Here is a 20,908-nt window from a genome sequence, read left to right as displayed (position 1 = left end):
ACCCTCAGCGCAACTTTTCCAGCATCTGGTAGTACCACATGCCCGCCGCCAGCATCGGGTTGCCCAGCTGGTCGCCGAAGGGCACACGGATGTGCTGGCAGGCGGCGAAGGTGTCGTAGTGGCCGAGGTGGCCGGTCAGGGCCTCGGCCATGATCTCGCCCATGATGTGGCTGGTGGCCACGCCGTGCCCGGAGTAGCCCTGGCAGTACCAGACGTTGTCCGAGAGCTTGCCCAGTTGCGGGATGCGGTTGATCACGATGCCCATGGCGCAGCTCCACTGGAAGTCGATGCCCACGCCCTTGAGCGCCGGGAAGGTGCGTTCGATGCACGGGCGCAGTTCGCCGGCGATGTCTCGCGAGTCCTTGCCGCTGTAGTTGGCGCCGCCACCGAACAGCAGGCGGCCGTCGGCGGTCATGCGGTAGTAGTCGAGGACGAAGCGGCAGTCGTAGACCGCCAGGTCCTCGGGGTTGAGGCGCTTGGCCAGGTCGCCCAAGGGCTCAGTGGTGACGATGCCGCCCATGGCCGGGAAGATCTTGCCCTTGAGCTTTTTCGGCTCCAGCTTGTGGTACACGTCACCGGCCAGCAGCACCTGTTTGGCGTCGATGCGGCCCTGGGCGCTGATCACCGCCGGGCGTTCGCCGTGGACGATCTGCAGTACCTCGCTGTGCTCGAAGATCAGCGCGCCGAGGCTTTCGGCGGCGCGGGCTTCGCCGAGGCACAGATTCAGCGGGTGCAGGTGCAGATTGCGGGTGTTCTTGATGGCACCGTGGTACAGCTCGCTTTCCAGCAGCCCGCGAACCTGGGCCCGGTCAAGCAGGCTGACTTCGTCGCCCATGCCGCGGCGCACGGCTTCTTCATAGTCGGCGCGCAGGCCCGGCAGGTGGCTGGGTTTGTAGGCGGCGTGCAGGTGACCGTGCTTGAGGTCGCAGGCGATGGCGTATTTTTCGACTCGCTGCTGGATGATCCGGTGCCCGCGCCAGCGCAGGTTCCAGATGAAGTCGTCAACCTCGTCGCCCAGTTCGCGGCGCATCTGCTTGCGCATGGCCGCGTCGCCGGAAAGGCTGCCGGTGACCTGTCCGCCGTTGCGCCCGCTGGCGCCCCAGCCGATCTTGTGGCTTTCGACGATGGCGACTTTCAGGCCGCGCTCGGCCAGTTCCACCGCGCTGGCGACGCCGGTGAAGCCGCCACCGATGATTACCACGTCCACTTGATGGCTGCCTTGCAGGGTCGGGTAGTGGGTTTCCTGGTTCAGGGTGGCGCTGTAGTAGCTGGGGCAGCGCTCGGCTGCCGGGGTCCGCGGATCAAGAGCGGTTGTCATGAACAATATCCTTAAAAAATTCAAGCGGGCGGCTGCCTGTGGGTAGCCGCCAGCGCTGGATAACGTGTCGGCGATCTGCCACTGGCGCCTGGATGCAGCAGGCGTCGCAGATCGTGCTTGGGCTCAGGCCTGGGTCAGGTACCAGCGCCAGTCCTGCTCGCCGACTTCGGCCATGAACTGGCGGTATTCGGCGCGCTTGACCGCCAGGTACACCCCGAGGAATTCGCTGCCCAGGGCATCCCGGGCCCAGGCCGATTGCTCCAGGGCGGTCAGCGAGGTCAGCCAGTCGGTGGGCAGCAGCTCGGTGGCCTGGGCGTAGCCATTGCCTTGCACCGGATCACCCGGGTCGAGGTGTTCGCGCAAGCCGCGATGCACCCCGGCGAGGATCGCCGCCGCCGCCAGATAAGGGTTGGCGTCGGCGCCGCAGATACGGTGTTCGATGTGTCGACTGTTGGCCGGGCCGCCGGGCACCCGCAGGCTCACGGTGCGGTTGTCGACGCCCCAGGTCGGCGCCAGCGGCGCGTAGCTGTTGGCCTGGAAGCGCCGGTAGGAGTTGGCGTTGGGGCAGAACAGCAGCAGCGAGTCGAGCAAGGAGGCGAGCATGCCGCCCACCGCCTGGCGCAGCAGCGGGGTGCCGGCTGGATCCTCGGAGGCGAACAGGTTATGGCCCGCCGCGTCGGCGATGCTCACGTGCATGTGCATGCCGGTGCCCGCCAGGTGATCGAAGGGCTTGGCCATGAAGGTCGCCTGCATCCCGTGCTTGTGGGCCACGGCCTTGACCAGGCGCTTGTAGCGCACCGCCTGGTCCATGGCCTCCAGGGCATCGCCGTGCTCCAGGGTGATTTCCACCTGGCCCGGGGCGTATTCGGAGATCGCCGTGCGCGCTGGAATGCCCTGCAGCTTGCAGGCGGCGTAGAGGTCGGCGAGGAACGGCTCGATCTGTTCCAGCTCGCGCAGGCCATAGACCTGGGTGCTGCGCGGGCGACCGCCGTCGGCATCCAGCGCCGGTTGCGGCCGGCCGTTGCCGTCGCGCTTGGCGTCCAGCAGGTAGAACTCCAGCTCGCAGGCCATCACCGGGTGGTAGCCGTCGGCCTTGAGCCCGTCGATAACCTTGATCAGCAGGTGACGTGGGTCGGCGATGCTGGCGGGCATGCCCTCCTGCGGGTGCATGCTGACCTGCACCGCGGCGGTGGGAATCTGCCGCCAGGGCAGGCGCACCAGGCTGCCGGCCAGCGGGTAGGCGCGGCAGTCGATATCGCCGACGTCCCACACCAGCCCGGAGTTTTCCACGTCGTCGCCGTTGAGGGTCAGGCCGAGGATGGTGCTGGGCAGGGGGCGGCCGCTTGCATACACCGCCAGCAGTTCTTCGCGGTGCAGCAGCTTGCCTCGGGGCACGCCGTTGGCGTCGAGGATGAACAGCTCGATCATGTCGATATCGGGGTGGGCGGCCAGGAAGTCACGGGCTTCATCGAGGGCGGCAAATTTCATCGGGATTCTCGCTTGCGCCATTGGGGGCGCGCAGGTTTTCAGGTCCTGCAACGACGCCGCGCACGGCTCGGTTGCAAGGGCAGAAATCAGGTCTGGGGCGTTACGCGCAGGGGCGCGCGATCAGGCCGAAAGCGAGTGATCCGGAGGACGTGAGGAGTGGCGCAGACGGGAGCGGCACAGGGCCATGGGCAGGTTGACCATCAGCTTCATGGGCGGGGCCTGTCCAGCAAGTACAAGCCGATAACGGCGGCGCGGTCCTCATGAACCTCACGAGGCGTGGCGGGGAGCGAGCGGGGCAGCGAGAACCCAGCGTCGACGTCAGCACCGCGGCCACTGTGCAGGGGCGCGGGAGTTGATCTGTCGAATCCGTGAAACGGGCTCAGGGGGTACATCGCCGGGTGATCTCGCTGTCGAGTTCGTGGTGATTATTCTTGATAGGAACCGGGCACTGGCGGGGCGGAAAAAACGGCGCCGTACGCTCAGGGCGGAACAATACTGCAAGAAACTGCCAGCCAATGTAAGGGGGGTAAAGGGGCATAGGCCCCTGGCGAGGGCCCTTCAACCAGGGGCAGAGACGCGTGCTAGAGCGGTTCATCCTGATCGGAAGAAGTGTCTGATTTTTTTTACAGCGCTTCAGTAGACACCGGGCAACAGGCGCCAGCTGCGGGCGCAATAGTCTTCATATGCCTGGCCGAAATGCTCCAGCAGCAAGGCTTCCTCGGCATGAATCCGCGCGATCAGCGGGATCAGGGTCAGCGCCGCCAACAGCAGCCCCAGCCCCGAGCGAAAGGCCAGGGCCCAGCCCAGGGCGTTCACCAGCAAACCCAGGTAGCTGGGGTTGCGCAGGTGGCGATAGAGACCGTCCACCACCAACTGGTGGCCGGGCTGGATTGCCACCAGGCCGCTGAAGCGTTGGCCGAGGATGAACACCGGCCACAGGCGCAGCACCCCGCCGAGGATGAACAGCAAGGCCCCGAGCCAGCGCAGGCCTTCGCCGCCGAAGGTGCAGAAATCCATGCGGTCGCTGTAGGCCGGGACAAAGCCGCTCAACAGGCCGATCACCCCGAACACCGGTAGCACCCAGCGGTTGCCCTGGTCTTCCCGCACGCCGCTGCTCAGGTTGACCTCGCTGGACAGCGAGGCGACCACCATCAGCAGGGTGGCGAGGGCGATCAGGGTCAACTGGGGATGACCGAAGAAGGCCGCGAAACCGCCCAGGCCCCAGATCGCCAGGCCCAGGTAGGCGAGGGCGCCGAGGAGGCTGGAGGCGGCCAGTTGGGGAGAGATTTTCATGGGGGAGCCACGCGGCTATCAAAGGTATCTACAGAGTGTAGGTGTCACCCGCAGGGCCGATTTATATAACGACCCTGAGTCGGACTTTTCGTCAGGCATGAAAAAGGGATGAGTCCATGACTGAACTCATCCCTTTTCGCTGACTAGCTCAACGGGTTGAAGAGGTCAGGTGCTCAGCCGAACAAGGCAAATGCATCACTGTTGGCCGGAAGATTGATGAGTTGTCCATCAGCTGTCTGGATTTGCTCGATGGTGTCGTAACCGGCGAACCAGCCCTTCAGGCACACGCCTTCCTGTGGAGTCTGGCCACTCGCAACGCGCGACTGGTGCAGGTAGAGATCATCGCCGACCCGGTCCGCCAGCAAGTCGTTGCTGTAAAGGGTTGACAGCACCAACTTGTCGCCACGGCTGACACCGTCGTCCTGAATGGTGACTAATGCCCGCGTATCGATCGTGTAGGTATCGTCACCCTCGCCGCCATTGGCCCAGCCACTGGCGCGCAAGATCAGCTTGTCATCACCCGCGCCGCCAAACAGTGAAAAGCCCAGGCCGGTGCCCGTCAGCAGGTCATTGCCTTCACCACCGTCGGCCATGCCGTGTACAACGGTGATGACATCGCCCCCCGCTTCACCGTAGGCCCGACTGCCCTGATCGTTGCTTGCAGTGACAATGGTGTCGTTCCCATTACCGCCATACAACGTATCGGCCTGCGGCCCGTTGGTCAGGCCGTCGAGACTGAAAGGACCGATCTGCGAAATCAGTCCGCCGTACAGATAATCGTTGCCGTCACCACCGTACAGGACGTCATCGCCCAGCCCGCCTTCCAGATAGTTAACGCTGGCATCACCTGTCAGGCTGTCGTTGTAGTGACTGCCTACCACACGCTCGATGTTGCGCAGCACATCACCCTCGGCATCGCCACCCTGGTTCACGTTGGTCTGCAGATTGATCGTGACGCCTGTGGTGCTGGTGACATACCAGACACTGTCCTGGCCTTCACGACCATCAATCAGATCCGCACCCTTGCCGCCAATCAAAATGTCACTCAAGCGCGAGCCCGACAGCGTGTCGTTGAAGTTGCTGCCCTGGAAGATTTCGATGTTGGTGTAGGTGTCACCCTGCGCGTCTCCGGTGTTGACTCCTGTATACAGGTCGATGGTCACGGCACTGTCCGACAGCTCGTAGCTGACCAGATCCTGCCCGGCAGCACCATCCAGCCCCATGGCGGAAGTTCCCCCATAGAAGATGTCATTCAGGTTGGAGCCCCTGATTGCTTCGATGTCGGTGTAGGTGTCACCTGCCGCTATGCCGGAGTGCACGCCAGTCTTGAGGTTGAGGGTCATGCTCACTTTGCTATCGAGGTACCCCACCGTGTCGTAACCTGCGCCACCGAAGAACTGGTCGGCTCCCGCGCCGCCGTAGAGCGTGTCGTTGCCTGAGCCACCGGTGATGATGTTGTCGAGATCGTTGCCCCAGCCGGTGAAGGCGCTATTGCCGATAAAGGTCAGGCGTTCAATATTGGCTGCCATGTAGGTATGACTTGGGTTGACCACTGTCACGCGCATCTCATCATTGCCGCCCCCGACCTGTTCGACAATGGTCGGTGTGATTCCGTTGCTGATGTAATAGATATCGTCGCCCGCGCCGCCTTCCAGACGGATGGCGGTGGCGGTGTGATCCGGGCCGGAGGTGAGGATGTCATTGAATGCCGAGCCGATGACGTTTTCGATGCTGGTCAATGTGGAGCCTTCAGCATCTCCGCCCTTGCCAGCCGCTCCGGTGCCGAAACGCACTTCCACGTTCACTCCGGCAGACGAGGTCGAGTAGTCGACGGTGTCCACGCCAGCGCCGCCATCGAAGTTCATGCCCCGGCCGTTGCCGACAAACGTGTCGTTATAGTTCGAACCCTTGATCGTCTCGATGTCGGTGTAGGTGTCGCCAGCGGCGATGCCGGTGTTCACGCCGGTTTTCAGATTGACCGTCACGCCGGCCTTGCTGTCGGTGTAACCGGCAATATCCAGGCCCGCACCGCCGAAGAACTGATCAGCACCTGCGCCGCCGTAGAGCGTGTCGTTGCCAGAGCCGCCGGTGATGATGTTGTCGCTGTCGTTGCCGTAACCGATAAAGTCCTGGCTGCCGATATAAGTCATGCGCTCGACGTTGGCCGCCAGAGTGGTGCCGCCCGGATAGGCCACTGTCACCCGCACTTCATCATTGCCGCCGCCGGCCTGTTCGACAATGGTCGGTCGGGCACCGCTGTTGATGTAGTAGATATCGTCACCCGCGCCGCCTTCCAGGCGGATGGCGGTGGCGCTAGCATCCGGACCCGAGATGAGGATGTCATTGAAGGCCGAACCGATGACGTTCTCGATGCCGGTCAGGGTCGTGCCTTCGGCATCTCCGCCCTTGCCGGCCGGGCCGGTGCCGAGGCGTACTTCCACGTTGACCCCGGCAGACGAGGTCGAGTAGTCGACGGTGTCGAAACCGGCGCCACCGTCGAAATGCATGCCCAAGCCGTTGCCGACAAAGGTGTCGTTGTAGCTTGAACCCTTGATCGTCTCGATGTCGGTGTAGGTGTCGCCTGCGGCGATGCCGGTGTTCATACCGGTCTTGAGGTTGATCGTCACGCTGGTCTTGCTGTCGGTGTAACCGGCAATGTCCAGGCCCGCGCCGCCGAAGAACTGATCAGCACCTGCTCCGCCGTACAGCGTGTCGTTGCCAGAGCCGCCGGTGATGATGTTGTCGCTGTCGTTGCCGTAACCGATAAAGTCCTGGCTGCCGATATAAGTCATGCGCTCGACGTTTGCCGCCAGAGTGGTGCCGCCCGGATAGGCCACTGTCACCCGCACTTCATCATTGCCGCCGCCGGCCTGTTCGACAATGGTCGGTCGGGCACCGCTGTTGATGTAGTAGATATCGTCACCCGCGCCGCCTTCCAGGCGGATGGCGGTGGCGCTAGCATCCGGACCCGAGATGAGGATGTCATTGAAGGCCGTGCCGATGACGTTCTCGATGCCGGTCAGGGTCGTGCCTTCGGCATCTCCGCCCTTGCCGGCCGGGCCGGTGCCGAGGCGTACTTCCACGTTGACCCCGGCAGACGAGGTCGAGTAGTCGACGGTGTCGAAACCGGCGCCACCGTCGAAATGCATGCCCAAGCCGTTGCCGACAAAGATGTCGTTGTAGTTCGAGCCCCTGATCGTCTCGATATCGGTGTAGGTGTCGCCTGCAGCGATGCCGGTGTTCACACCGGTCTTGAGGTTGATCGTCACGCTGGTCTTGCTGTCGGTGTAACCGGCAATGTCCAGGCCCGCACCGCCGAAGAACTGATCGGCACCCGCACCACCGTACAGCGTGTCGTTACCCGAACCGCCGGTGATGACGTTGTCGCTGTCGTTGCCGTAGCCGATGAAGTTCTTGTTGCCGATGAAGGTCAGGCGCTCAACGTTGGCTGCGAGGATGGTGCCGGTCGGGTAGACCACCGACACCCGCACTTCGTCATTGCCGCCACCGGCTTGCTCGACGATGGTCGGCTGAGCACCGGTATTGATGTAGTAGATATCATCACCCGCACCACCTTCCAGGCGGATGGCGGTGGCGCTAGCATCCGGACCCGAGGTGAGGATGTCGTTGAATGCCGAACCGATGACGTTCTCGATGCCGGTCAGGGTGCTGCCTTCGGCATCTCCGCCCTTGCCGGCCGGGCCAGTACCGAGGCGTACTTCCACGTTCACCCCGGCAGGCGAGGCCGAGTAGTCGATCGTGTCGAAACCGGCGCCGCCATCGATCTTGTCTGCTCCCGGACTACTTTTGATTACATCATTGCCGCCCAGGGCGTTGATCTCGTCATACCCCGCGGTACCTGTCAGCGTGTCAGCACCGTTTGTTCCGTTGATAATTGCCATTGCATCTTCCTTGCTTTGATGTTGAACCAGATACCCTGAGAAAACGTGCTCGCAGTCAATAGTCGAGACGGAAATTGCTTCCATCGATTTCGGCCGCGACGCGCCAAACGTGAAGATAAAAATCAATAACTTATTACGCAGATGATCAAGCTGAGATGATCTTCGTCAGATGCCCCACCAGAAAATCGATAAACACCCGAGTCTTCTGCGGCACCCGCCGCGCCGAGGGGTAGACCACGTTGACGCTGATGGGCGGCGCCTGCCATTCACACAGCACCGGCACCAGGCGTCCGGCCGCCAGGGCATCCTCGACGATGAAGTCCGGCAACAAGGCGATGCCCATGCCGGCTTCGGCGGCCTGGGCCAGCAGGTCGCCGTTGTTGGCGTGCAACGGTCCGGTGACGTGCACCCGCTGGGTGTCGCTGCCGTTGCTCAGTTGCAGGCTGACGCCGCTTTGCAGGTAGCCGTAGTTCAGGCACTGGTGGCTGCTGAGGTCCTTGGGCTGTAGGGGAGTGCCGGCTCGGGCCAGGTAGGCGGGGGAGGCCACCATGATCCGCGGCGCCGGCGCCAGCTGCCGGGCCACCATCGACGAATCCGGCAGGCTGGCGATGCGCAGGGTGACGTCGAAACCGCCGCGCACCGGATCCACCTGCTGGTCGCTGAGCACCAGTTGCAACTCGATCAGCGGGTGCTGCTCATGGAACAGCGGCACCAGCGGCCCGAGCCGACGCAGGCCGAAGGACATCGGCGCGTTGACCCGCAACACGCCGCGCAATTCGGCGATGCCGTCCCGGGCCCTTTGTTCGGCCTCGTCCAGGGCCGCCAGCACCTCCCGGGCGTTTTCGTAGTACTCGGCGCCGGCTTCGGTCAGGTGCAGGCTGCGGGTGGTGCGCTGCAGCAGTTGCACGCCAATGGCCTCTTCCAGGGCCTGGATCTGTTTGCTGACCTTGGAGCGGGGCACGTCCATGGCCCGGGCGGCGGCGGCAAAGCCATTCTCATCAACGGTGACGACGAAAGCGCGCATGCATTGGATGCGGTCCATGATTGTCCCTTATTTGGAATCAATGATTCCCGATTTTAGGGAATTGTTCCGATTTCGACCAGGACCTAAATTAGCCACCAAGCCGGACGCAACGGGGCGCAAGCAGCGCCATCAGCCGGTCATGTTCGACCCCCACTCTCTGACTGCAAAAGGAACGCGCCATGTCCATTCGTGAACTGCTCAACCCAGCCAACTCCGCCCTGATCCTCATCGACCACCAGCCGCAGATGGCCTTTGGCGTGCAGTCGATCGATCGCCAGACCCTGAAGAACAACACCGTGGCCCTGGCCAAGGCGGCCAAGATCTTCAACGTGCCGAGCATCCTCACCTCGGTGGAAACCCAAAGCTTCAGCGGCTACATCTGGCCGGAACTGCTGGCGGTGTTCCCCGGCCAGCAACCCATTGAACGCACCTCGATGAACTCCTGGGAAGACCGCAAGCTGGTGGAGGCGGTGAAGGCTACCGGGCGCAAGAAACTGGTGATGGCGGCGCTGTGGACCGAGGTCTGCCTGACCTTCCCGGCCCTGGAAGCCCTGGCCGAGGGTTATGAGGTGTACATCGTTACTGATGCTTCCGGTGGCACCAGCCAGGAGGCCCATGACATGGCCGTGCAGCGCATGATTCAGGCCGGCGCGGTGCCGGTGACCTGGCAGCAGGTGTTGCTGGAATACCAGCGCGACTGGGCGCACAAGGACACCTACGACGCGGTGATGGGCCTGGTGCTGGAGCACAGCGGCGCCTACGGCATGGGCGTGGACTATGCCTACAGCATGGTGCACAAGGCGCCGCAACGTCAGCTCTAGGAAGCGGCTTGCCGGCGAGGGCGACTTCGCCGGCGCCTGGAGCAGGACCTGATGTACCGGATGCCGTCGGTGTCCGGTGTTGATCTTTCGAACATAAGGACATCTGACATGAGCACCTTCATCACTCGCGACGGCACTGAACTCTATTACAAGGACTGGGGTAGCGGTCAGCCCGTGGTCTTCAGCCATGGCTGGCCCCTGAGCGCTGACAGCTGGGAATCGCAGATGCTGTTCCTGGCCGATCACGGCTACCGCGTCATCGCCCATGACCGGCGAGGTCACGGTCGCTCCAGCCAACCCTGGCACGGCAATGACATGGACACCTACGCCGATGACCTGGCGCAACTGATCGAGCACCTGGACCTGCAGGACGCGGTGCTCCTGGGGTTCTCCACCGGCGGTGGCGAAGTGGCGCGCTACATCGGCCGCCACGGCACCGGGCGCCTGGCCAAGGCCGGGCTGATCTCGGCGGTGCCGCCGCTGATGCTCAAGACCGAGGCCAACCCCGGAGGCCTGCCGCTGGAGGTGTTCGACGGCATCCGCGCCGGCGCCGTGGCCGACCGTTCGCAGCTGTACAAGGACATTGCCAGCGGCCCGTTCTTCGGCTTCAACCGTCCGGGGGCCAAGGTGTCCCAGGGCATGATCGACAGCTTCTGGCTGCAGGGCATGCAGGCCGGGCACAAGAATGCCTACGACTGCATCAAGGCCTTCTCCGAAACCGACTTTACCGAAGACCTGAAGCGCTTCGACATTCCGACCCTGGTGGTGCATGGCGACGATGATCAGATCGTGCCCATCGACGCCGCGGGCCGGGCTTCGGCCAAGCTGATCGCCAACGCCCGACTGCTGGTCTACCCCGGTGCGCCCCACGGCTTGACCGACACCCACAAGGAACGGCTCAACCAGGATCTGCTGAGGTTCATCCAGCAACCTTGAGCTTAACTGTGAAGCGCGGGTGCAGCCGGGCTGCGCCCGATGCCATCTCCTCCCGGACCCTGGAGCCTTCTGATGAACATCGAACTCACTGACGGTGTGGTGACCCTGCTGGTGCGCCACCGGATCAAGCAGGGCCAGGAACAGGCCTATGAAACCTGGTTGCGGCAGATCATCGCCAAGGCCCGCAGCTACCCGGGGCACCTGGGCATTGATGTGGTCCGCGGCCACAGCGGCGGTCTGGGGCTGTTCACCAGCGTGCTGCGCTTTGCCAGCACCGAACAGTTGCAGCACTGGCTGGATTCCGCCGACCGCCGCGAGCTGGTGCAACAGGCCCAGCACCTGCTGGCCGACGGCGACCAGACCGAAATCAACGCCGAGCGCGAATTCTGGTTCACCCCCCAGGACAGCGCCGCACCGACTCCGCCACCGCGCTGGAAGCAGGCCTGCGTGACCTTCCTGGTGATCCTGCCGCTGAGCTTCCTGGTGCCGCAGTTATGGAAACCGGTGTTTGCCCAACTGCCCTGGCTCGGCGGCTATGTGCCGGCCACGGTGCTGATCACCCTGAGCATCGTGCTGCTGGTGGTCTACGTCTTTATGCCCCGGGTCACGCGTCTGTTTCGCCGCTGGCTGCAACCGCGCAGCGCGACCTGATTCCCCACGACTTTCATCTGGAGCAATGCCATGCAACCCCAAGCAATTGCCGACCTGATTCTGTTCAACGGCCGCCTGCACACCGTGGACCGGGCCAAGCCCCGGGCCAGCGCGGTGGCGATCAAGGACGGGCGCTTCATCGCCGTGGGCAACGACGCCCAGGCCATGGCCCTGCGCGGCGCCGGCACCCAGGTCATCGACCTGATGGGACGCACGGTGATCCCCGGGCTCAACGACTCGCACCTGCACCTGATCCGCGGCGGCCTGAACTACAATCTGGAACTGCGCTGGGAAGGCGTGCCGTCCCTGGCCGATGCCCTGCGCCTGCTCAAGGAACAGGCCCTGCGCACCCCGGCGCCGCAGTGGGTGCGGGTGGTGGGCGGCTGGAACGAATTCCAGTTCGCCGAGAAACGCATGCCGACCCTGGAAGAACTGAACCAGGCGGCGCCGGACACCCCGGTGTTCGTCCTGCACCTGTATGACCGCGCCTTGCTCAACCGCGCCGCGCTGCGGGTGGTGGGCTACGACCGCAACACCCCGAACCCGCCGGGGGGCGAGATTGTCCGCGACGGCAATGGCAACCCCACGGGCATGCTGATCGCCCGGCCCAACGCCATGATCCTCTACGCGACCCTGGCCAAGGGGCCCAAGCTGCCATTGGAATACCAGGTCAACTCGACCCGTCAGTTCATGCGCGAGCTCAATCGCCTGGGGGTCACCAGCGCCATCGATGCCGGTGGCGGCTTCCAGAACTACCCGGACGACTATCAGGTGATCAACCAGCTGGCGGCCAAGCAGCAATTGACCGTGCGCATCGCCTACAACCTGTTCACCCAGAAGCCCAAGGAAGAACTGGCGGACTTCAAGCACTGGACCTCCAGCGTCACCTACGGCCAGGGCGACGACTTCCTGCGGCACAACGGGGCAGGGGAGATGCTGGTGTTTTCCGCCGCCGACTTCGAGGACTTCCTCGAACCGCGCCCCGACCTGCCGCAGACCATGGAACAGGAACTGGAACCGGTGGTGCGCCACCTGGTGGAGCAGCGCTGGCCGTTCCGCCTCCATGCCACCTACGACGAATCCATCTCGCGGATGCTCGACGTGTTCGAGAAGGTCGACCGCGACATTCCCTTCAACGGCCTGCCGTGGTTCTTCGATCACGCGGAAACCATCAGCCCGAAAAACATCGAGCGGGTGCGGGCCCTGGGCGGCGGCATCGCGATCCAGGACCGCATGGCCTTCCAGGGTGAATACTTCGTCGAGCGCTACGGCGCCAAGGCCGCCGAAATGACCCCGCCGATCCAGCGCATGCTCGCCGAAGGCATTCCGGTGGGTGCCGGCACCGACGCCACCCGGGTGTCCAGCTACAACCCCTGGACCTCGCTGTACTGGATGGTCAGCGGCAAGACCGTCGGCGGAATGGAGCTGTACCCCCAGGGCTTGAGCCGCGACACCGCGCTGGAGCTCTACACCCACGGCAGCGCCTGGTTCTCCTCGGAGCAGGGCAAGAAGGGCCAGATCAAGGTCGGGCAACTGGCGGACCTGGTGGCCCTGTCGGCGGACTACTTCAGCGTCGAGGAAGAGGCGATCAAGTGGATCGAATCCCTGCTGACCGTGGTGGACGGCAAGGTGGTCCACGCCGCTGGCGACTTCGTCAAACTGGCTCCACCGAGCCTGCCGGTGACCCCGGACTGGTCGCCGGTGGCCAAGGTGCCAGGGCATTGGAAACCCAACGCACCCTTGCAGAACCAGGTGCACCAATGCAGCGGCCCCTGCGCGGTGCATGCCCACGGGCACCAGAAGGCGCGGCTGTCGAATGTGCCGGTGAGTGACTTCCAGGGGTTCTGGGGGGCGTTTGGGTGTTCGTGTTTTGCGTTTTGACTTGTAGGAGCCGGCTTGCCGGCGATAGGGATCTTCAGGATGCCTTCGCCGGCAAGCCGGCTCCTACACATTGAGTTCAATAAAAAAGGCGCTCTTTAAGAGCGCCCATTTTATTGTTGAAACAACTAATTAGTGATCAGCAAATTAACCGCACTGCTCAACAAAACCGATCAATAACCCGAACTTCCGATTTGTCCCGCAGCGATTGCCATTCGGCTTTCAGGGTCTCCAGGACCCGGCCGATGAAGTCCTTGTCGGCGGCGGCTTTCTTGCCGACGTAGCCCTGGCCGCGGCGGTACATCTTCAGGCGGGCCGCCAGCTCCCGGTTGTTCTGGTCGAACTCTGCTTCATGGCTATGGGGCGACAGGCAGTCGATGTGCACTTGGCCCGACTTGGCAATCCACAGGATGTGGCTGTCGTGGCTGTCTTTCTGTGCGGCGAACATGCGTGCCAATTCATCAATAGTGGGTTGATTATTAAGATTCATTTGTAGCCCCCTTGACCATTTATCGATCTATCTAAGTTGATTCGCTAATTCATCTTGCTACGTCGGTAAGTTGAACCCTGATACCGGAAACAGGGCGACAGAGGGTGTCTGTCGGATACAGATAAGGCCCAGAGCCTGATGCGTGTAGTTGCCTTGATTAACTGCTACGCAATAGCGTCACAACGAAGAGAAGCAGCGCAAACCTGGATGAAGCTGCCGATATTTCCAGCATCGGCCACAAGCATCTTGAAGAGTTTTCGCTAGCTTGCTGTCCTTGTTCTGGACGATCAATGCCAGGTCAGTTTCATCAATCTGCCTTGTGGGCAGTACACATCCGGGTCACAGCTCGGCGGTCAGACGAGCTTGCTCATAACACCTTTGCCTCGTCCCCCGATCGGGGAGACGTCTGCATCATGCAAGGGCGAAATCTTCGCGTCAACGGTTTTGTAGTGAAAATTTTCAAGCACTACATATTGTCTGACAAAAGCCGCAAAGCCATCATCCAGACACCCCATCGACGGTCAGGGCAGGTAGAATCGGCGCCTTGAAATGTTCCTGAGGTTGCAGCGGTGGATGTACAACAAGGCTTCGTCCTGACCCGGCACTGGCGCGATACGCCGGCGGGCACGGAAGTCGAATTCTGGCTGGCCACCGATCAGGGGCCGCGCCGTATCCGCTTGCCGTTGCAGACCTCCGTGGCCTTTGTCCCGGCGGTGCAGCGTGCTCATGCCGAGCGCCTGCTGGCCGACGACCCGGATGTCGAGCTGCGCCCGCTGCAACTGCGGGACTTCCACCAGCGTCCGGTGCTGGGGATGTACTGCCCGCAGCACAATCAGCTGATGCGCCTGGACAAGACCCTGCGCCGCGCCGGCGTCGAGGTGTTCGAGGCCGATGTGCGACCGCCCGAGCGCTACCTGATGGAGCGTTTCATCACCGCGCCGGTGTCTTTCGGCGGCCAGCCAGGGCCCGACGGCCTGTTGCTGGAAGCGCAGATGAAGCCGGCGCCGGACTATCGGCCAACCCTCAAGCTGGTGTCCCTGGACATCGAAACCAGCGAGCGCGGCGAGCTCTATTCCATCGCCTTGGAAGGCTGTGGCCAGCGCCAGGTGTACATGCTCGGCAAGGCCCGGGACGACGACAGCGCGGTGGATTTCGACCTGGAGTTCTGCGCCAGCCGCGAGCAGTTGCTGGAGAAACTCAACCAGTGGCTGGCCCGTCACGACCCCGACGCGATCATCGGCTGGAACCTGGTGCAGTTCGACCTGCGGGTGCTCCACGAGCACGCCCGGCGCCTGGCGGTGCCCTTGCGCCTGGGGCGGGGCGGCGAGGAAATGCAGTGGCGCGAGCACGGCAGCCGCACTCACTACTTCGCCTCGGCCGCCGGCCGCTTGATCATCGATGGCATCGAGGCGTTGCGTTCGGCGACCTGGAGTTTCCCCTCCTTCAGCCTGGAAAACGTCGCCCAGACGCTGTTGGGGGAGGGCAAGTCCATCGACAATCCCTACCAGCGCATGGACGAAATCAACCGCATGTTCGCCGAGGACAAGCCGGCCCTGGCCCGCTACAACCTCAAGGACTGCGAGCTGGTAACGCGGATCTTCGCCAAGACCGAGTTGCTGACCTTCCTCCTGGAACGGGCCACGGTCACCGGCCTGCCCGCCGACCGCAGCGGCGGTTCGGTGGCGGCCTTCACCCACCTGTACATGCCGCTGATGCACCGCCAGGGTTTTGTCGCGCCCAACCTCGGCGAGCTGCCGCCCCAGGCCAGCCCCGGCGGCTTTGTCATGGATTCGCGGCCCGGACTCTACGAGTCGGTGCTGGTGCTGGACTACAAGAGCCTGTACCCCTCGATCATCCGCAGTTTCCTGATCGATCCGGTGGGCCTGGTGGAAGGGCTGCGCCAGCCCGATGAACAGCATTCGGTGGCGGGCTTTCGCGGCGCGCGCTTCTCCCGCACCCGGCATTGCCTGCCCTCGATCGTGACCCGGGTCGCCGAGGGCCGCGAGGTAGCCAAGCGCGAGCACAACGCGCCGCTGTCCCAGGCGTTGAAGATCATCATGAACGCCTTCTACGGCGTGCTGGGTTCCAGCGGCTGCCGCTTCTTCGATCCGCGCCTGGCCTCATCCATCACCCTGCGCGGCCACGAGATCATGGCCCGCACCCGGCAGTTGATCGAAGCCCAGGGCCATCAAGTGATCTATGGCGATACCGACTCGACCTTCGTCTGGCTCGGCAGCCTGCATGACGAGGAACAGGCGGCGCTGATTGGCCGCGCCCTGGTGGCCCATGTCAACCAGTGGTGGCGCGAGCATCTGCAGCAAGAGTACGGCCTGGAAAGCGCCCTGGAGTTGCAGTTCGAAACCCACTACAAACGCTTTCTGATGCCCACCATCCGCGGCGCCGAAGAGGGCAGCAAGAAGCGTTATGCCGGGCTGGTGCAGCGCGCCGATGGCCGCCAGGAGATGGTCTACAAGGGCCTGGAAACCGTGCGCACCGACTGGTCGCCCCTGGCCCGGGAATTCCAGCAGGAGCTGTACCGGCGGATCTTCCACCGCCAACCCTATCAGGGCTATGTGCGCGACTACGTGCAACGCACCCTGGCCGGGCAACTGGACGACCTGCTGATCTACCGCAAGCGCCTGCGCCGGCCGCTGGATGACTACGAGCGCAACGTGCCGCCCCATGTCCGCGCCGCACGCCTGGCCGATGACTACAACCGTGAACAAGGCCGGCCCCTGCAGTACCAGAACGGTGGCTGGATCAGCTACGTGATCACCCTGGCCGGCCCCGAGCCCCTGGAAAACCGCCGCGCCGCCATCGACTACGAGCACTACCTGACCCGGCAATTGCAACCAGTGGCGGACGCCATCCTGCCCTTCGTGCAGGACGATTTCAGCACCCTGGTGGGTGGCCAGATGGGCCTGTTCTGAAGCGCCTCAATCGACCACGAACAATTTGGCCCCCAGCGCAGTAGACGAGCGATGCGGCTCGGCGTTGTCCGCCACCTGATAGCTCATGCCCGGGGTCAGCACGAAGCGCCGGCCGTCCTCCAGTTCGGTGTGCAGCTCGCCCTCCAGGCACAGCAGGATATGCCCCTTGGAACACCAGTGGTCGGCCAGGTAGCCCGGGGTGTATTCGACCATGCGCACGCGGATCGCGCCGAACTGCCGGGTGCGCCAGAACGCGCTGCCGGTTTCACCGCGATGTTCGGTGGGTTCGATGGTCGACCAGTCGGTGGTGGCGAAGGGGAGTGCGCTGATGTGCATGCTTGGCTCTTGCAATTGAGGGAGAAAAGACTGGGGGCGGCTCAGTCGTCCACGGCTTCGCACAGGCCACTGGCACCGTGCTTGTCGGTGTACTTCACGGTCACCGAATCGTCGTCTTCGACGCTGATGGCCAGGGTGATTTCCGCCGTCTTGACCTGGAAATGCCGGTCATCCACAGCGCTGTTCTTGACCGCTTTGCCGTTGATGTAAATCGGCCCGCCCTGGTCGGCGCTGACCGCCAGATTGCCCGGGCAGGACACGTTGAATAGCGGAATGCCTTCGGCGTGGGCAGCGCCGGCGAAGATCATCAAAGTGCCCAGCAGCAGGATTTTGCGCATCGCGGACTCCTCATGGAACAGCGGTGGGGCAGTGCCAGGTGTGAGCGTTTTCTGCCCCGATCGCTGCTTAGCCTATCCGCTGTCGGAGCGCCGCGCGAGTGGAATATTGACCCCGGGCCAGAGCGCTTTCGGACTATTGTCGGACAAAAAAAACCGTGGACTGGGAATTGACGACTGTGTCAGGTTTTCTGCGCCTCAACGGGCGAGTGACAGGACGATCTCGCAGGCGGGGTCGTATCTGTTCCATCGGAAATCTTTTGTCTTGAACAAGGACGTAGCAATGTCGAAGACACTCTCGCAAACCAACGAAAACGCGATCATTCCCGACGCAGCGGCCAGCAGTGCCTACCTGCAGGTCCAGACCTTCAGCCACCTGTATGACCGCGGTGGCAGCACGCTGGTGAACGGCAAGCCTTCCTTCACCGCCGACCAGGCGGCGGATTCGATCCTGCGCAAGGGGCTGTCCTGGCACGACCAGAATGGCGACGGCAAGATCGACCTGACCTACAGCTTCCTCACTGAAAAACCGGCCAACTACAACCCGGCCCTGGGCAGCTTCAGCGAGTTCAGCGCGCTGCAGAAAGCCCAGGCGCTGTTGTCCCTGCAGTCCTGGTCGGACGTGGCCAACGTCACCTTCAGCGAGGCCGCCAAGGGCGGCGATGGTCACATGACCTTCGGCAACTACAACGTCAGCACCGGCGGCGCGGCCTTTGCCTACCTGCCATCCAGCGGCAGCTATGACGGCCAGTCCTGGTACCTGATCAACGACCAGTACCGGGTCAACGAAACCCCGGGCAACGGCAACTACGGCCGCCAGACCCTGACCCACGAGATCGGCCACACCCTGGGCCTGTCCCATCCGGGCGTGTACAACGCCGGCAACGGCAACCCCACCTACAAGGATGTCACCTACGCCCAGGACACCCGCGGCTACAGCCTGATGAGCTACTGGAGCGAGGGCAACACCGGGCAGAACTTCAGCAAGGACGGCAGTGGCGCCTACGCTTCGGCACCCCTGCTCGACGATATCGTCGCGGTGCAGAAGCTCTATGGCGCCAACCTTGAAACCCGCGCCGACGACACGGTGTACGGCTTCAACTCCAACACCGGGCGGGATTTCTACAGTGCCCACTCCAATGCCGACAAACTGGTGTTCGCGGTGTGGGACGGTGGCGGCAACGACACCCTGGACTTCTCCGGTTTCACCCAGAACCAGAAGATCAACCTCAACCAGGGTGGTTTCTCCGATGTGGGCGGCCTGGTGGGCAACGTCTCCATCGCCCACGGCGTGACCGTGGAAAACGCCATCGGCGGCTCGGGCAATGACCTGCTGATCGGCAACGCCGTGGCCAACATCCTGGAAGGCGGTGCCGGCAACGACATCCTCTACGGCGGTGGCGGCGGCGATACGCTGTGGGGCGGGACAGGGGCCGATACCTTCGTGTTCGGCGCGGCCTCGGATTCGACCTTCGACGCGCCGGACTGGATCATGGATTTCGTCAGTGGCGAGGACAAGATCGACCTCAGCGGCCTGTTTGCCTCCACCGGCGCCACTCTGAACTTCGTCAGCGGCTTCACTGGCCACGCCGGCGACGCGATCCTCACCTACTTCGCCGAAACCAATCAGACCAGCCTGATGATCGACCTCACCGGCCATGGCGCGGTGGACTTCGCCGTGGGCACCGTGGGCCAGGCGGCCGTTACCGACATCATCGCCTGATCGATCGGAAACAGTGGAGCGGCGCGCGATGCGCCGCTTCCACATCACTCTTCCCCTATCCCCCCTTGTTCTCCCCGGTCCCGGGCAGGTTTGACCGAGGCAGGGATGGGCTGGCCATGGCGTTGCCGTCGATAGCCGTGGATGTCGAGCTGTTGCGCAGAGCAACGGATAGCGTTCCGGCAGGGGCCGTATCCAGGGCTTTTGCGTTTTTCCTGCCCTTTGATTATCTTCGCCGCATGAATCTCCTGACTCCGAACATAGAACCGTTTTTCAGAGCTGCCGGATGGGTCCCTGGCAGGGCCGTTGTGGTTGATCGTCACGTACCCCGCGCACATCCGGCATTTCGCATCCTGCAAGCATTTGGCGAATTGACCGTAGGGCATATCGGCACGGGGGAGGAGTGTGCCTCTAGTGACATCGAGTTTGGCTGTCCGGCGTGCCCCGATGAACAAGTAGATGGCTGGCAAGAAGCGCTGCGCACCGACTTTGTTTGCTTGGGTGATGTACATCATGGTCATGGACAGCTCTGGCTGGACAGCCAAGGCCGTTTGTTCTTGAACGGATTGGTCGCGTCCATGATGCTTTTTGTTGGGCATGATTTTGCCCAAGGCATCGAGGCCCTGCTCAAAGGGTATCGATCACACCCCATGCTGTTGCCATCGCAGGAGGACGTCATGGTGTGGGGAGAGCGTTTTCGAGCTGGCGATCCGCGTGTTCTAACGCCCGATTTTTTCCGCGCCCGCGCGCTCTGATGTGGGGGTTGGGCATCGCGCCCAGCCCATGTGCCTGTGCCGGTTTCGTTCAACGCTCAGGCAAGCCTCCTGGTCTGCGCCCGCGCCTGGCAAATCACAGCGCCAGGACATTGCCTCGGCCACCTGGCTATCGGTGGCGCTGGCCCACGGGTGATCAGTCGCCGCCTCCGCCGCCACAACCGCCGCCCCCGCAACCGCTGCTGTCGCCCCCGCCGCCATCGCTGCCGCCACTGTCACCGTCGCCGCCGAAACGCGAGCCGTCACTGTCGCTGCCACTGCTGGAGGAGTCGCTGTCGAAGGAACTGCTGTACAGCTCGCTGCCGCAGTGCACCACGGTTGTCGTGCTGGCGTTGTCCGTCAGGCGCCGCAGGGACTGGCAATCGGCGACGTAGTGAAAGCCCCGGGCGATCTTCAGCTTGGCATCCAGGGCGAACAGCAGCGGCAGGCGACTGGGCTGGGCGGGGTTGATGTTCTCTTCCAGGCAGGCCTGGCGCCAGACCCGACGCAGCCCGTTGTCGCTTTTCTGCTCGGCGTTCTGGCCCAGCACCGCGGCGGGTGTGTGATGGAGGAACTGGCCGAAGGCCTTGTCGCAGAAGGCCTGGTAATCCCGGGTATGCAGGATGAATTCATGCCACAGGTCGTCCACCACCTGGGACGGCATCGACACGTAGCGCTGGCCGCTCTTGAGGTAGGCCAGGAAGAACTGGCGCAAGCCCTGGGCCACCAGTTGGCAGTCCTTGAGGCTCAGGTGCGGATGCTGGGTGCGCAGCGGTTCGAACAGCCGCGGTGGCAGGCTGAAGCTGCGGATATAGGCTTCCCGACGCAATGCCGTGAGGGCTTTCTGGCGGCGCCAGAACACCAGGATCAAGACCAGGGCCAGCACTGCGGGAAGGATCAACAGCATGTTCGGTCTCCGCCGGAAAAAGTGCCGAGACAGTGGCGCAAAGCAGCGTTTTATTCAAGCCGCCCCCTTGTAGGAGCCGGCTTGCCGGCGAAGGCGTCCGCAAGTCGGCTCCTACAAGCAAGAGGCC

The 20,908-nt window shown here is 63.3% G+C and carries 16 protein-coding genes; 7 read left to right on the top strand and 9 right to left on the bottom strand.

The window, feature by feature from the left end:
* Window positions 1-4 precede the first annotated feature (4 nt).
* The 5 genes from GWQ44_RS28790 to GWQ44_RS28770 all read right to left on the bottom strand — a co-directional run bounded on the left by GWQ44_RS28790 (window position 5) and on the right by GWQ44_RS28770 (window position 9,043).
* The gene (locus tag GWQ44_RS28790) at window positions 5-1,318 is read right to left on the bottom strand and encodes an FAD-binding oxidoreductase (RefSeq protein ID WP_275928887.1); all 1,314 of its coding nucleotides are present in this window, start codon (window positions 1,316-1,318) and stop codon (window positions 5-7) included.
* 123 nt (window positions 1,319-1,441) lie between these two features.
* On the bottom strand, window positions 1,442-2,806 hold the full coding sequence (locus GWQ44_RS28785) for a glutamine synthetase family protein (RefSeq protein ID WP_047303756.1): 1,365 nt from the start codon (window positions 2,804-2,806) through the stop codon (window positions 1,442-1,444).
* 633 nt (window positions 2,807-3,439) lie between these two features.
* Complete coding sequence (locus GWQ44_RS28780; RefSeq protein ID WP_047303757.1) at window positions 3,440-4,099, bottom strand: isoprenylcysteine carboxylmethyltransferase family protein; 660 nt, start codon at window positions 4,097-4,099, stop codon at window positions 3,440-3,442.
* A gap of 173 nt (window positions 4,100-4,272) precedes the next feature.
* Window positions 4,273-8,001 carry a calcium-binding protein gene (locus GWQ44_RS28775; protein ID WP_275928886.1) on the bottom strand — a complete coding sequence of 1,243 codons (3,729 nt, stop codon included), beginning with the start codon at window positions 7,999-8,001 and terminating at the stop codon, window positions 4,273-4,275.
* Between the two features lie 145 nt (window positions 8,002-8,146).
* A complete protein-coding gene (locus GWQ44_RS28770) occupies window positions 8,147-9,043 on the bottom strand; it encodes a LysR family transcriptional regulator (RefSeq protein WP_253166775.1) in 897 nt (298 codons plus the stop codon).
* Window positions 9,044-9,204: 161 nt separating this feature from the next.
* Between GWQ44_RS28770 and GWQ44_RS28765 the strand changes: the two genes are divergently transcribed.
* From GWQ44_RS28765 to GWQ44_RS28750, 4 genes are all read left to right on the top strand, one after another.
* Window positions 9,205-9,846, top strand: coding sequence for a hydrolase (locus tag GWQ44_RS28765; protein WP_016968700.1), 642 nt, complete (start codon window positions 9,205-9,207; stop codon window positions 9,844-9,846).
* Between the two features lie 108 nt (window positions 9,847-9,954).
* Window positions 9,955-10,782, top strand: a complete 828-nt coding sequence (locus GWQ44_RS28760; protein ID WP_047303767.1) for an alpha/beta hydrolase — start codon at window positions 9,955-9,957, stop codon at window positions 10,780-10,782.
* A 72-nt stretch (window positions 10,783-10,854) separates the two neighbouring features.
* On the top strand, window positions 10,855-11,433 hold the full coding sequence (locus GWQ44_RS28755; RefSeq protein WP_016968702.1) for an antibiotic biosynthesis monooxygenase: 579 nt from the start codon (window positions 10,855-10,857) through the stop codon (window positions 11,431-11,433).
* Between the two features lie 30 nt (window positions 11,434-11,463).
* Complete coding sequence (locus tag GWQ44_RS28750) at window positions 11,464-13,314, top strand: amidohydrolase (protein WP_275928885.1); 1,851 nt, start codon at window positions 11,464-11,466, stop codon at window positions 13,312-13,314.
* 157 nt (window positions 13,315-13,471) lie between these two features.
* Here GWQ44_RS28750 and GWQ44_RS28745 read toward each other — a convergent pair whose 3' ends face one another.
* Complete coding sequence (locus GWQ44_RS28745; RefSeq protein ID WP_041117563.1) at window positions 13,472-13,801, bottom strand: hypothetical protein; 330 nt, start codon at window positions 13,799-13,801, stop codon at window positions 13,472-13,474.
* Window positions 13,802-14,370: 569 nt separating this feature from the next.
* On the opposite strand from GWQ44_RS28745, the gene GWQ44_RS28740 reads away from it, so the two are divergent.
* Complete coding sequence (locus tag GWQ44_RS28740; RefSeq protein ID WP_275928884.1) at window positions 14,371-16,731, top strand: DNA polymerase II; 2,361 nt, start codon at window positions 14,371-14,373, stop codon at window positions 16,729-16,731.
* Between the two features lie 6 nt (window positions 16,732-16,737).
* On the opposite strand, the gene GWQ44_RS28735 is transcribed toward GWQ44_RS28740, so the two are convergent.
* A complete protein-coding gene (locus GWQ44_RS28735) occupies window positions 16,738-17,067 on the bottom strand; it encodes a DHCW motif cupin fold protein (RefSeq protein WP_103742040.1) in 330 nt (109 codons plus the stop codon).
* A 41-nt stretch (window positions 17,068-17,108) separates the two neighbouring features.
* The gene (locus GWQ44_RS28730; protein ID WP_016968706.1) at window positions 17,109-17,405 is read right to left on the bottom strand and encodes a hypothetical protein; all 297 of its coding nucleotides are present in this window, start codon (window positions 17,403-17,405) and stop codon (window positions 17,109-17,111) included.
* A gap of 280 nt (window positions 17,406-17,685) precedes the next feature.
* On the opposite strand from GWQ44_RS28730, the gene GWQ44_RS28725 reads away from it, so the two are divergent.
* Both GWQ44_RS28725 and GWQ44_RS28720 read left to right on the top strand, forming a co-directional pair.
* Window positions 17,686-19,125 (top strand): serralysin family metalloprotease, encoded by a 1,440-nt coding sequence (locus tag GWQ44_RS28725; RefSeq protein WP_275928883.1) that lies wholly within the window; start codon window positions 17,686-17,688, stop codon window positions 19,123-19,125.
* Window positions 19,126-19,241: 116 nt separating this feature from the next.
* Window positions 19,242-19,877, top strand: coding sequence for an SUKH-3 domain-containing protein (locus GWQ44_RS28720; RefSeq protein ID WP_103742042.1), 636 nt, complete (start codon window positions 19,242-19,244; stop codon window positions 19,875-19,877).
* Window positions 19,878-20,031: 154 nt separating this feature from the next.
* On the opposite strand, the gene GWQ44_RS28715 is transcribed toward GWQ44_RS28720, so the two are convergent.
* Window positions 20,032-20,781 carry a hypothetical protein gene (locus GWQ44_RS28715; protein WP_275928882.1) on the bottom strand — a complete coding sequence of 250 codons (750 nt, stop codon included), beginning with the start codon at window positions 20,779-20,781 and terminating at the stop codon, window positions 20,032-20,034.
* Between the last annotated feature and the right edge of the window lie 127 nt (window positions 20,782-20,908).

Source organism: Pseudomonas sp. 3MA1 (genome assembly GCF_029237275.1).
Lineage (GTDB): Bacteria > Pseudomonadota > Gammaproteobacteria > Pseudomonadales > Pseudomonadaceae > Aquipseudomonas > Aquipseudomonas fluorescens_AP.
Note: the sequence above shows the minus strand (reverse complement) of the source record. Positions and strands in the feature narration are given on the sequence as shown.